General features: G+C 54.0%; 11 protein-coding genes. 7 read left to right on the top strand and 4 right to left on the bottom strand.

What is annotated here, in order from left to right:
• Positions 1 to 35 precede the first annotated feature (35 nt).
• The 4 genes from gsiB (at position 36) to GKC68_RS15220 (ending at position 3,992) form a co-directional block, all read left to right on the top strand.
• Positions 36 to 1,571, top strand: coding sequence for a glutathione ABC transporter substrate-binding protein GsiB (gsiB, locus tag GKC68_RS15235; RefSeq protein WP_028723742.1), 1,536 nt, complete (start codon positions 36 to 38; stop codon positions 1,569 to 1,571).
• 143 nt (positions 1,572 to 1,714) lie between these two features.
• The gene (gene gsiC, locus GKC68_RS15230) at positions 1,715 to 2,641 is read left to right on the top strand and encodes a glutathione ABC transporter permease GsiC (RefSeq protein ID WP_028723741.1); all 927 of its coding nucleotides are present in this window, start codon (positions 1,715 to 1,717) and stop codon (positions 2,639 to 2,641) included.
• The gene (gene gsiD, locus GKC68_RS15225) at positions 2,641 to 3,546 is read left to right on the top strand and encodes a glutathione ABC transporter permease GsiD (RefSeq protein WP_028723740.1); all 906 of its coding nucleotides are present in this window, start codon (positions 2,641 to 2,643) and stop codon (positions 3,544 to 3,546) included. The genes gsiC and gsiD overlap by 1 nt, the downstream gene beginning before the upstream one ends.
• Entirely contained in the window at positions 3,543 to 3,992 is a 450-nt protein-coding gene (locus tag GKC68_RS15220; RefSeq protein WP_014593286.1) for a DUF4385 domain-containing protein, read from the top strand. Before gsiD ends, GKC68_RS15220 begins: the two co-directional genes overlap by 4 nt.
• Here the strand turns inward: GKC68_RS15220 and rimO are convergent.
• Complete coding sequence (rimO, locus tag GKC68_RS15215; protein ID WP_013025189.1) at positions 3,989 to 5,317, bottom strand: 30S ribosomal protein S12 methylthiotransferase RimO; 1,329 nt, start codon at positions 5,315 to 5,317, stop codon at positions 3,989 to 3,991. The genes GKC68_RS15220 and rimO overlap by 4 nt on opposite strands.
• Positions 5,318 to 5,693: 376 nt before the next feature.
• Here rimO and GKC68_RS15210 point away from each other — a divergent pair, with 376 nt between their 5' ends.
• Complete coding sequence (locus GKC68_RS15210; RefSeq protein WP_028723739.1) at positions 5,694 to 6,329, top strand: carbonic anhydrase; 636 nt, start codon at positions 5,694 to 5,696, stop codon at positions 6,327 to 6,329.
• Positions 6,330 to 6,552: 223 nt separating this feature from the next.
• Positions 6,553 to 7,689 carry a PQQ-dependent sugar dehydrogenase gene (locus GKC68_RS15205; protein ID WP_047715508.1) on the top strand — a complete coding sequence of 379 codons (1,137 nt, stop codon included), beginning with the start codon at positions 6,553 to 6,555 and terminating at the stop codon, positions 7,687 to 7,689.
• A 1-nt stretch (position 7,690) separates the two neighbouring features.
• Here the strand turns inward: GKC68_RS15205 and GKC68_RS15200 are convergent, their stop codons facing one another.
• Positions 7,691 to 8,347, bottom strand: a complete 657-nt coding sequence (locus tag GKC68_RS15200) for an HAD family hydrolase (protein WP_110956805.1) — start codon at positions 8,345 to 8,347, stop codon at positions 7,691 to 7,693.
• A 272-nt stretch (positions 8,348 to 8,619) separates the two neighbouring features.
• Between GKC68_RS15200 and GKC68_RS15195 the strand changes: the two genes are divergently transcribed.
• Positions 8,620 to 9,822, top strand: coding sequence for a serine hydrolase (locus GKC68_RS15195; protein ID WP_058706155.1), 1,203 nt, complete (start codon positions 8,620 to 8,622; stop codon positions 9,820 to 9,822).
• A gap of 30 nt (positions 9,823 to 9,852) precedes the next feature.
• Here GKC68_RS15195 and ybjG read toward each other — a convergent pair whose 3' ends face one another.
• Together ybjG and GKC68_RS15185 are read right to left on the bottom strand one after the other, a co-directional pair.
• Positions 9,853 to 10,458 carry an undecaprenyl-diphosphate phosphatase gene (gene ybjG / locus GKC68_RS15190; RefSeq protein WP_110956804.1) on the bottom strand — a complete coding sequence of 202 codons (606 nt, stop codon included), beginning with the start codon at positions 10,456 to 10,458 and terminating at the stop codon, positions 9,853 to 9,855.
• A gap of 369 nt (positions 10,459 to 10,827) precedes the next feature.
• Positions 10,828 to 12,516 carry an aspartate:alanine antiporter gene (locus tag GKC68_RS15185; RefSeq protein ID WP_028723735.1) on the bottom strand — a complete coding sequence of 563 codons (1,689 nt, stop codon included), beginning with the start codon at positions 12,514 to 12,516 and terminating at the stop codon, positions 10,828 to 10,830.
• Positions 12,517 to 12,728 lie beyond the last annotated feature (212 nt).

The raw sequence follows: 12,728 nt of genomic DNA, 5'->3' as shown, positions 1-12,728 counted from the left end.
GCGACAAATCAGACAGGGATAACAAGGAGAAGACAATGCAGATAACGATGCGAAAAGGCTTACTGGCAGCGGGCGTACTCAGCAGTGCAATGGCGTTACCTGCCTGGGCCGCACAGGATGCGGTCATTGCCGTGGCCTCTAATTTCACTACCCTCGATCCCTACGACGCTAACGATACGCTGTCGCAGGCGGTCGCAAAGTCGTTCTATCAGGGGCTGTTCGGCTTTGATAAAGACATGAAGCGCATCAACGTGCTGGCCGACAGCTACCAGGTGAGCGAGGATGGTCTGACCTATACGATTAAACTGCACGCCGGCGTGAAGTTTCAGGATGGCACCGACTTTAATGCCGAGGCGGTAAAAGCCAACCTCGACCGCGCCAGTAATCCCGATAATCATCTGAAACGCTATAACCTGTTCAAATATATCGCCAGCACGGAAGCCGTCGATCCTGTGACGGTGAAAATCACGCTCAAACAGCCTTTCTCGGCCTTTATCAACATCCTGGCGCACCCGGCCGCCGCGATGATCTCGCCCGCTGCGTTGAAAAAATATGGTAAGGAGATCGGGTTCCATCCGGTGGGAACCGGGCCGTTTGAATTCGTTACCTGGAACCAGACCGACTTCGTTAAGGTAAAAAAATGGGATGGCTACTGGAAGAAGGGCTATCCAAAACTCGACAGTATTACGTGGCGTCCGGTGGTGGATAACAACACCCGTGCGGCCATGCTGCAAACGGGCGAGGCGAACTTTGCTTTCCCGGTGCCCTACGAACAGGCCAAACTGCTGGAGAAAAACAGCAAGCTTGACGTGGTGGTCTCGCCTTCGATCATGCAGCGCTATATCAGCCTGAACGTGACACAAAAGCCTTTCGATAATCCAAAGGTGCGTGAGGCGCTGGAATACGCGATTAATCGTCAGGCCCTGGTCAAAGTCGCGTTTGCCGGTTATGCCACACCGGCTACGGGTATTGTGCCGCCATCGATTGAGTACGCTCAAACCTATCCGCCCATTCCCTATGATCCTGCCAAAGCAAAAGCGTTGCTGAAAGAAGCCGGCTATCCAAACGGGTTTGAAACCACGCTCTGGTCCTCTCACAACCACAGTACGGCACAGAAAGTTCTGCAGTTTGTGCAGCAGCAGCTGGCACAGGTGGGCGTTAAGGTGAAGGTTACCGCCATGGATGCGGGACAGCGCGCGGCGGAAGTGGAAGGCAAAGGTCAGAAAGAGAGCGGCGTACGCATGTTTTATACCGGCTGGTCTGCGTCCACCGGGGAAGCTGACTGGGCATTAACGCCGCTGTTTGCCACGACCGCCTGGCCGCCAGCGATCTTTAATACTGCCTTCTACAGCAATCCGAAAGTCGATAAGGATCTGGCCTATGCATTGAAAACCACCGACAGCAAGCAAAAAGCCGAACTCTACAAAGATGCGCAGGATACTATCTGGAACGATCATCCCTGGATTCCACTGGTGGTGGAGCAGTTGGTTTCAGCCCACAGCAAAAACCTGAGCGGCTTTTATATGATGCCGGATACCTCATTCAGTTTTGACGATGCCGAGCTGAAGTAACCCGGCGGACCCGTTCAGGTTGACGCGAGGGGGCACGGCCCACAGCGAAACCTGATCGGGCCGTGTAATGCCCGCTTTTACAGTGTGAGCTGAAGCGGGCGGGCAGGCCAGCCGCGACGGCTGGCGGCTGTGTAGGATCTGACATGTTTAACTATTTTCTGAAACGACTGCTGGGCCTGATTCCCACGCTGTTTATCGTGGCGGTGCTGGTGTTTATGTTTGTGCACTTACTGCCAGGGGATCCCGCACGCCTGATTGCCGGCCAGGAAGCCGATGCCTCCGTCGTCGCGCTGGTACGCCAGGAGTTGGGGCTGGATCAACCGCTGCCATTGCAGTTCTGGCACTTTGTCGTCAACGCCCTACAGGGGGATTTTGGCCAGTCGCTGGTGTCGAGGCGGCCGGTTTCACAGGAAATCGCCACCCGCTTTATGCCAACTTTATGGCTGACCTTAGTCAGTATGGTATGGGCGGTGATCCTGGGAATGGCGGTTGGCATTGTTTCTGCGGTGTGGCGCAATCGCTGGCCGGACCGCCTGGGCATGACGCTGGCGGTTTCGGGCATTTCCTTTCCGGCGTTTGCCCTTGGCATGCTGCTGATGCAGGTGTTTTCTGTCCAGTTGGGTTGGCTCCCCACGGTGGGAGCCGATAGCTGGCAGCACTACATTTTGCCTTCCGTTACCCTGGGGGCGGCCGTCGCCGCCGTCATGGCGCGTTTTACCCGGGCCTCTTTTGTTGAGGTGATGCAGGAAGATTACATGCGCACCGCGCGCGCGAAAGGCGTGCGTGAATCCGGCGTGGTGATTAAACACGGATTACGGAATGCCATGATTCCGGTAGTGACCATGATGGGCCTGCAGTTTGGTTTCCTGCTGGGCGGGTCGATTGTGGTGGAGGTGGTGTTCAACTGGCCAGGACTGGGGCGCCTGCTGGTGGATTCAGTGCAGATGCGTGACTATCCGGTCATTCAGGCGGAGGTGCTGCTGTTTTCGCTGGAGTTTATCCTGATTAACCTGTTTGTCGATATGTTATATGCCGTCATTAACCCGGCGATTCGCTTTAAGGACACCTGATGAAAAACTGGCGACGGGAAGCGGCATTAAAAAGTATGCCGCTGTTAAACGGCAACCGGGTGAGAACACCGTGGCGTGAGTTCTGGCGGCGCTTTCGCCATCAGCCCGTGGCGTTGCTGGCCGGTCTCTTCGTGCTGATGCTGATTGTGTTGGCATTCACGGCACCGGCCATTGCGCCGTTCGACGCTGAAAATTATTTTGACTATGACCGCCTGAACGACGGGCCGTCCCTGATGCACTGGTTTGGCGTGGACTCACTGGGCCGCGATATTTTCAGCCGCGTACTCGTGGGCACCCGAATTTCGCTGATTGCCGGTTTTGTCTCCGTGGCAATTGGCGCGTGTATCGGCACCCTGGCGGGCCTGCTGGCGGGCTACTACGAAGGCTGGTGGGACAGGATAACCATGCGCGTTTGTGACGTCCTGTTTGCCTTTCCCGGTATTCTGCTCGCCATTGCCGTGGTGGCCATTATGGGCACCGGTATCAGCAACGTGATTATCGCTGTGGCGATCTTCAGCATTCCGGCGTTTGCCCGTCTGGTGCGCGGCAATACGCTGGTGCTGAAACATCAAACCTATATTGAGTCTGCACGCAGCATCGGGGCATCCGACTGGACGATTATCCTGCGCCACCTGTTGCCAGGGACGGTATCGTCTATTGTGGTGTACTTTACTATGCGCATCGGTACCTCGATTATCACGGCGGCAAGCCTGTCATTTTTGGGACTGGGCGCGCAGCCGCCCACGCCGGAGTGGGGTGCCATGCTCAACGAAGCGCGGGCGGATATGGTCATTGCGCCGCATGTGGCGATTTTTCCGGCGCTGGCCATTTTTTTTACGGTTTTAGCCTTTAATTTGCTTGGCGACGGGCTACGTGACGCACTTGATCCTAAACTTAAGACATGAAACCTTTTGATTATGACCAGGACTTCAGCACCATCGATTTTCGCAAGCAGCCTGAGCGTTATCAGGTGGGGCGCGGAGAGCAGGGCGTGCTCATGGTTCAGCCTTATAAGGGCGAGATCTTACCGCACTGGCGTTTTCGTACCGTTGAGGTTGCCAAAGCTTCAGCAGAAGAAATCATGGCGTTGTTCGAAGCCTATCGTCAGCAGGATGATTTTGTCGGCATGGACATGGCACGCAAATTTATCCAGATGGGTTATACCCGCGCGCGTCGCTACAGCAACCACAAGGGCGGACGGAAATACGATGCCCAGGGCAAGGAATTGCCCTGGGGCAGGGATGAAGAAAAGGCCGCTGCTGCGGCCATTTTCAAAGCATATTGGGACAAGTTACGTGCTGATGATGACTACCTGGCGCGCAAAAAAGCGCACCAGCAGAAGTACGGTTAAGCGCGGCTGGCCCACAAATCGTATTCGTCTGCGTGTTCCACCTTCACGCGCAGGACATCACCCGGCTTAACGTTGCTCTCGCCGTTCAGGTAAACGGCGCCGTCGATTTCCGGCGCATCAGCCATGCTACGACCAATCGCACCTTCTTCATCGACCTCATCAATGATGACCATAATCTCGCGTCCCACTTTTTCCTGCAGGCGTTCAGCAGAGATCTGCTGCTGTAACTGCATAAAGCGGTCGTAACGCTCTTGCTTAACGGCTTCATCAACCGGATCGGGCAACTGGTTCGCCGTCGCCCCTTCGACCGGGCTGTACTGGAAACAGCCTACGCGATCCAGACGGGCTTCTTTAATGAAGTCCAGCAGCATCTGGAAGTCCTCTTCGGTTTCACCGGGGAAGCCAACGATAAAGGTCGAGCGCAGGGTTAACTCAGGGCAGATTTCACGCCAGCGCTTAATGCGCTCCAGCGTCCGTTCTACTGCGCCAGGACGTTTCATCAGTTTAAGAATGCGTGGGCTGGCATGCTGTAACGGGATATCCAGATACGGCAGAATTTTGCCTTCAGCCATCAGCGGAATAACGTCATCAACGTGGGGATACGGATAGACGTAATGCAGGCGGACCCACACGCCGAGTTTGGCTAGCTGCTCACACAGGCTGACCATGCTGGTTTTTACCGGCGCACCGTTCCAGAAGCCCGTCCGGTGCTTGACGTCCACGCCGTAGGCCGAGGTATCCTGCGAAATCACCAGCAACTCTTTCACGCCGGCTTCAACCAGACGTTTCGCTTCATCCAGTACTTCACCAATGGCACGGCTGTCGAGATCGCCACGCATTGAAGGAATAATGCAGAAGGTGCAGCGATGGTTACAGCCTTCAGAAATCTTCAGGTAGGCGTAATGGCGCGGCGTCAGCTTCACGCCCTGTTCCGGCACCAGGCTCAGGAACGGGTTGTGCTGCGGCTTAGGCACGTAGCGATGCACATGCGACAGCACCTGTTCGTAGCTGTGTGGGCCCGTAATCTCCAGCACCTTCGGATGCACCTCACGAATCTGATCGACTTTGGCGCCCAGACAGCCGGTCACGATGACCTTGCCGTTTTCGTTCAGGGCTTCACCGATCGCTTCCAGAGATTCCTGGACGGCGCTGTCGATAAATCCGCAGGTGTTAACAATAACGATTTCAGCATCGTCATAGCGTGGTACCACCTCATAACCCTCGGTGCGCAGTTCCGTCAGGATGCGCTCTGAGTCAACAAGGTTTTTTGGACAGCCGAGCGAGACAAATCCGACGCGCGGCGGCAGTGTATTGGTAGTGGACATAAGGTGGTTTCCGGTTCAGCACAGCAATGGCGCGCGATTTTACCTGTGTTGTGATGAAAATTGTAGCGTTATCTGTAAGGGATTAATTAAGCGTAAAGTAACGCAAAAACCCGTAAAGGTCTGCCCCCATCGCCACGGGGTGAACGGCAGAACACGAGGGCAACCGAAAGTCAGTAACTCACCGTTGTATAAAAGAATTTCTAATAAACACCGAATAATCAGGTGGGAAAATATTTCACTTCTTTGACGTTGCGACAGCGATTTTGGTCACATTCAACGTTGATATTTGCTTGTTTTCATTAATAATGAATCGCTTAACCAGTACTGAAGGCGTCGTTTCTTCAGATCATGATGTGGACAATGTGAGAGCAAAATAATGAAAGAGATCATCAACGGGTTTCTGAGTTTTCAGCAGACAGTCTTTCCCGAAAGAAAGGCGCTTTTTAAAAGTCTGGCATCCAATCAGAATCCAAAAGCGCTGTTTATCTCTTGCTCAGACAGCCGTCTGGTGCCGGAACTCGTTACTCAGCAGGAACCCGGACAGCTGTTCGTCATCCGTAATGCGGGCAACATTGTGCCCTCTTTTGGTCCGGAACCGGGCGGCGTGTCAGCGACAATTGAGTATGCCGTAATGGCGCTAGGGGTTTCTGACATCATTATCTGTGGTCACTCAAACTGTGGTGCGATGAACGCCATCGCCTCCTGTGCCTGCATGGATTCGATGCCAGCCGTCGAGCACTGGCTGCGTTATGCCGATGCGGCAAAAGCGGTGGTTGAGCAGCGTGAATACGATTCGCCTGAGAAGAAGCTCAACGAAATGGTGCAGGAAAACGTGATTGCCCAGTTGAACAACATGAAAACCCACCCGTCAGTCTCGGTCGGGTTACGTCAGGGCAAGCTGCGCCTGCACGGCTGGGTGTACGATATTGAAAGTGGTACGATTCTGGCGCTGACCCCAGGCGGTAAAGAGTTTATTTCCCTGGCGGAAAATCCCGATACCTTTTTCGAATAACCGCTTCCGCCCGCTATCTTACTGCGGGCGGTCTCTTCTCTCCACGATCACTTTTCGGGCGGTCTCTTTTTATCTCTTCACGATCCCTTTTCGGTCGGTTTTCCCAGCGCATGCTATTGCCCATCCTGCTGCCAACGCCTTGTTCAATCTTTTGTAAATCCTTTACTGCATTCCAGACGGTCTGACTACGCTTAACAGCACTGCACGCTGTCAGGAGAAGACTATGGTTCGTATTCCGACCCCGTTGTTATTGAGTGGCGCATTACTCTTTTCCAGCCCGCTGTGGGCGAGTGACCTCAAGGTTGAGGTGCTTCAGGATAAGCTGGATCATCCCTGGTCTGTGGCGTTTTTGCCCGACAATCAGACGTTGCTGATTACTGAACGATCCGGCCAACTGCGCAGCTGGCGGCCTGACAGCGGCTTGTCCGAACCGATTCAGGGCGTGCCAAAGGTCTGGGCGCAGCGTCAAAGCGGACTGCTGGACGTGGTGTTGGCCCCTGATTTTGCCCAGAGCCGCCGCGTCTGGCTCAGCTATACCGAAGCGGACAGCAACGGCAAGGCCGGCGCCGTGGTGGGCTACGGCAAACTCAGCCCTGATAACCGCCAGTTAACCGATTTTCATGAAGTGATTCAGCAAACGCCGCGCCTCTCAAGCGGTAACAACATCGGGACCCGGCTGGCCTTTGATCGCCAGGGCTTTTTATGGATTGCCTTTGGCGACAACTTTGTCAGCAGTGCCGCACAGGACCTCGATAAACTTCAGGGTAAACTGCTGCGCCTGAACGCGGACGGCAGTGTGCCAAACGATAACCCCTTCGTCAATAAACCCGGCGCGCGCCCCGAAATCTGGGCCTATGGTTTACGCAATCCTCAGGGGCTGGCACTGAATCCCTGGACTCAGATGATGTGGGAAAGTGAGCATGGTCCCCGCGGCGGCGATGAGGTAAATATTATTCAGAAGGGCAAAAATTACGGCTGGCCGCTGGCAACCTACGGCATTGATTACAATGGCAGTAAGGTGCCGGAATCTAAAGGCACGCATGTGACAGGCACGGAACAGCCGGCGTTTTACTGGAAAGTCTCGCCAGCGATCAGCGGTATGGCGTTTTATAACAGCGCACGTTTTCCACAGTGGAAAAATTCGTTGTTTATTGGTGCGCTGAAAGAGAAGAACCTGATTCGGTTGCATATCAACGGCGAGAAGGTCGTCGAAGAACAACGGTTGCTGGACGGGCGCAATGAGCGCATCCGCGATGTTCGACAGGGGCCCGATGGCTATCTCTATTTACTGACGGATGAGGCTAACGGTAAATTGCTCAGGGTTGGATTGACGCAGGACGCCAGCGCGTCCCGCGGTTAAATCAGCGAGCCCAGCGGCAGATCTGCCAGCCACGCTTTTCGGCTTCCTGTAACAGCGGTTCCGCCGGATTAATTACGTGTGCATAGTCGGCCTGCGCCAGCATGGGCAGGTCGTTCATGGAATCACTGTAAGCCCAGGTGTGCGCGTAGGTTTCGCCAGGGCGCGCGGCTTTCCATTCTTCTACCCGCTTCACTTTGCCATGCTGAAACGTCAGGGTGCCGTAGGTGTTGCCGCTGTAACGCTCGTCCACCACTTCGACACCAATGGCCAGGGCACCGCAGGCGCCGAGCTGGCTGGCGATAGGATTCACCAGATGTTCGCCGCTGGCGGAGATCACGATAATTCTGTCACCGCGCGCCTGATGCCAGTCAAGCCGCGCCCGGGCTTCCGGGTAAACGCGCGGCATGATATCACGGTGGATAAAGCGTCGAATCCATCCTTCCACTGTCATCGTCGCCATGCCAGTCAGCGGGGAAAGGGTTTTATGCATGTACTCATCAATCGACAGCGTCCCGGCGTAATATTGACGCATTAATTCCTGTTCTTCATCAATCAGGTCACTGGAGGCAAAGCCTTGTGAGACCAGCCAGCGTAGCCACAGGCCGGTGCTGTCCTCACTAATCAGCGTTTCGTCCAGATCAAACAGGGCTAGATCCATAGGGGTTCTCCTCAATTGAATAAAGTCAGGGTAACCCAGTTTTGTGACGGCCTTAACTTTCTGATTAAAAAATCAGAATTTAGCGCATTTTTTTGTGCGACATTCGTGCGGGAAAATGGCACGCGCGCGGCCCTTTTACCAGGGTTAATCTACTAAAATCTATAAAACTTTACGATTAAGCGGTTTTTTTCATTGACGCCAGCGGGTAGCGTTTTCACAGAAGGTTTTAAGCCTTTGACTCTCGTTTTACTAAGGACAATCCGGCCAAGCCCATGACAAATACTTGCTTTTCATCTCACCTGCGGCGTATTGCTGCAACCTCTTTGCTACTCGTTGCGCCGATGGCTGTTTTCGCGGAACAGGCACCGGCCGCCCCTCAAATTGACGCCAAAGCCTGGATTTTAATTGACTACGCCAGCGGCAAAGTGCTGACCGAATCCAATGCCGATCAGCGACTCGATCCCGCCAGCCTGACAAAAATGATGACCAGCTATGTGGTTGGCCAGGCGATCAAATCCGGCAAAATTAAACCTGACGATAGGGTAACGGTGGGGCAGGATGCCTGGGCTACCGGCAATCCTAAACTGCGGGGCTCTTCGCTGATGTTTCTGAAGCCTGGCGATCGTATCCCGGTGCATGAGCTGAACAAAGGGATTGTGATCCAGTCCGGGAACGATGCCTGCATCGCGCTGGCAGACTATGTTGCCGGCAGTCAGGATTCTTTTATCGGTCTGATGAATAACTATGTGAAAGCGCTTGGCCTGAAAAACACCCACTTTATGACGGTGCATGGTCTGGATGCCGACGGACAGTACAGCACCGCGCGGGACATGGCGCTGATTGGTCAGGCGCTGATTCGGGATGTGCCGGAAGAGTACGCCCTGAACAAGGAAAAAGAGTTTACCTTTAACAATATTCGTCAGATGAATCGCAACCGTCTGCTCTGGAGCAGCAATCTGAAGGTAGATGGGATTAAAACCGGCCACACCTCAGGCGCAGGGAATAATCTGGTCGCTTCAGCCACCGAAGGCGATATGCGACTGATCTCGGTTGTGCTGGGCACTGCCAGCGACGCCATTCGCTTCCGGGAAAGTGAAAAATTACTGACGTGGGGCTTCCGCTTCTTTGAAACCGTGACTCCAATTAAGGCGGGTGCGCCTTTTGCTCAGCAGCGCGTCTGGTTTGGCGAACAGAATCAGGTCAACCTGGGGGTGAAAAACGATGCGGCGCTGACCATTCCCAAAGGGCAGATGAAAAACCTCAAAGCCAGCTACAGCCTGACATCGCCGCAGCTTGAGGCCCCGTTAAAGAAAAATCAGGTCGTGGGCACCATTGATTTTCAGCTGGACGGTAAAACGATCGAACAGCGTCCGCTGGTGGTGCTGCAGGATGTGCCGGAAGGCGGCTTCTTCAGCCGCATCATAGACTTCGTCATGATGAAATTTAATGGCTGGTTCGGAAAGTGGTTCAGCTAAAAACAGGGGACGCCGCGGCGTCCCTTTTTTTTAACCTTGTGTCCAGCCTTTACGAATCGGTAACGCGAACAGCGCCCGATAGAGCGGATTAATGATATTCAGCAGGCGTTCGCCATACAGTTGCCAGGCAAGGTGTGACGCCAGGCAACCCAGCATTCCCACCAGAAAACCGCCCAGCATATCCATTGGCCAGTGAACCCCAAGGTAAACACGGGACCAGGCGATTGCTGTCGCGACCACCATGAGAATGATGCCCGACCAGAGCCGATGCCAGAACAGGAAAGCCAGCGCAAAGGTGAAAATCGTGGTGCCGTGATCGCTGGGATAGGAATCATCGGCCGCGTGCGCAAGAAACTGATGACCAAAATTGATCGCGAAAGGGCGCGGATGCGGTAACAGCTGCCCAACGCACCAGGAGATGGCGAGCGCGTACAGCAGCGCAATGCCGGTTTTTAATACCAGCACACGTTGTGAGTCAACCCGATCGCGCGGTCCCCACAGCCACAGTGCCACAATCAGCAGCGGAACGATGGCGATTAAGTCTCTGGCGATGAAGATGGCAAGCTGTAATAACCAGTGAGGCGAGTCCGGTGTTGCGTTAATTGCCATAAACAGGGTGCGGTTCAATTCTTCCATTACGGGGTCGGTTCCTCTTACTGATGTTCAGATTCTCTCAATCCGGAAAAAAGGGTTTTAGCCAACGGGCGAAACCGGATTGAGTCTGTCGCATCTGCTAGCACATACTGCTAACAAAATAAGCTGCCTATCCTGCGTGCAGACGGTCAGAGAGTCCATCACAAGGTTCTTAATCTGCGTTAAGGTTGCAAAACGGTTTAAGTTTAATGATGTTTTAGTGTCCAGGCGGGGCGGGCAGGAGAAAGGCATAAAAAAACCCGCTGGGAAAAAGACCAGCGGGCTCCACAATTTGGGGATTTCAAAGAAAAGCAGTGGCACTTATTCAGACTGTGGTCGGGAAAAAAAGTTCTGGACGTCAGTAAAAAAATTTTATAAGGGCAGTAACGGCCAGATAATAACGATTAATGTTCCCGCCAGCGTCAGTAAAACGTTCGCGATAGCATAGGTTCCGGCGTAGCCGAGTGCCGGGATATTACTGCGAGCCGTATCGCTGATTATCTCCATGGCTGGCGCGCAGGTGCGTGCACCCATAATGGCGCCAAACAGCAGCGCGCGGTTCATGCGCAGAACATAGGCGCCAAACAGGTAGCAAATCACCACCGGCAAAAGGCTGACCAGCAGGCCGCACAGGAGCATCAGTGCGCCGTTACCCGATATTCCGTGGTCGATACCGCTGCCGGCGCTCAGCCCGACGCCCGCCATGAACACCATCAGCCCGAACTCTTTCACCATCGTCAGCGCCCCCTGCGGAATATAGCCAAATGTAGGATGGTTAGCGCGCAGGAAGCCCAGCATAATACCGGCAAACAACAACCCTGCGGCGTTACCGATGCCAAAGCTAAAGTTGCTGAACTGGAACGTAATTAACCCGACCATCAGACCGATGATAAAAAAAGCACAGAATGCCAGCAGGTCGGTCATCTGACTGTGAATCGCGACAAAGCCGATGCGATCCGCTACGCTCTTCACCCGTCGCGCCTCGCCGCTGACCTGCAACACATCACCTTTGTTCAGCATGATGTTGTCGTCGATGGGCATCTCGATCTGGCTGCGAATCACGCGGTTGAGAAAGCAGCCGTGATCGGTGAGGTTAAGTTTGCTTAGCCGTTTGTTGACGGCATTGTGGTTTTTCACCACGATCTCTTCCGTCACAATCCGCATATCCAGCAGATCGCGGTCAAAAACTTCTTTGCCGTTACGGAAGCTGGCATCCAGGCGCGCGTGGGCATCCGGATAGCCCACCAGGGAAATATCATCCCCCAGTTGCAGCACTGCATCACCATCCGGGCTGGCAAGGATGCCATTGCGGCGGATGCGTTCAATATAGCAGCCCGTCTGCCGGTAAATACCGAGTTCGCGCAAGTTTTTGCCGCCGCTCCACGCCACCAGTTCCGGGCCGACGCGGTACGCGCGAATCACCGGCAAAAACACTTTGCGCTGGCTGTCAGCGTCAAGACCGCGTTCGCGCGCAATCTGCTGGGCGCAGGTGGGTAAGTCCTGATGTTGTAAACGGGGCAGATAGCGTGCGCCGAAAATCAGGCTGACTAACCCGACAAGATAGGTTACGGCATAACCCAGGCTGAGTTGATCCTGCATGATGCCCAGCTGTCTGGGATCGCCGATGCTCTGGCGCAGCGTATCACCCGCGCCCACCAGAACCGGCGTGGACGTCATGGAGCCGGCCAGTACGCCTGCGGTCAGGCCGATGTCCCAGCCAAAGAGCTTGCCGAATCCCAGGGCCAGCAGCAGAGCGCTCACCACCATCACAATGGCGAGCATGAAATAATTTTTGCCATCCCGAAAGAAAATAGAAAAAAAGTTGGGGCCTGCTTCAATGCCGACGCAGAAAATAAACAACATGAAACCCAGGCTCAGGGCATCCGTATTCATCGAGAAGTGTTGCTGACCTAATAATAATGAAACCACTAATACGCCAATGGAATTTCCGAGTTGTATCGAGCCGAAACGTAATTTTCCCAGGCAAAGTCCCAGTGCCAGTACGAAAAATAATAACAGAATGTCATTACCTCTTAACAATTCTGCGATGTTAACATTCAACATTTTAACTTCTTGTTTACTTGTAACCTATTGAAGAGAGACCTGTTTTTCGCTATCTTGAGCAGGCCGTAAGATTACCTCCAGCTATCACTGATGTCTGAAAAGGTAACGCGGACAATATTCTAATCAGAAAAATCATTCTCAGCCATTGGCGACTTTCATTCGTTCTCAAAACGACTGTTTCTTTTTATTTCCACCAGGCTCGGCAAGGT

Origin of the sequence: Pantoea sp. RSPAM1, from assembly GCF_038816185.1 — a bacterium.
Taxonomy (GTDB): Bacteria; Pseudomonadota; Gammaproteobacteria; order Enterobacterales; family Enterobacteriaceae; genus Pantoea; species Pantoea ananatis.
The sequence above is the reverse complement of the archived record's forward strand: the minus strand, read 5'-3'. Positions and strand labels throughout refer to the sequence as shown.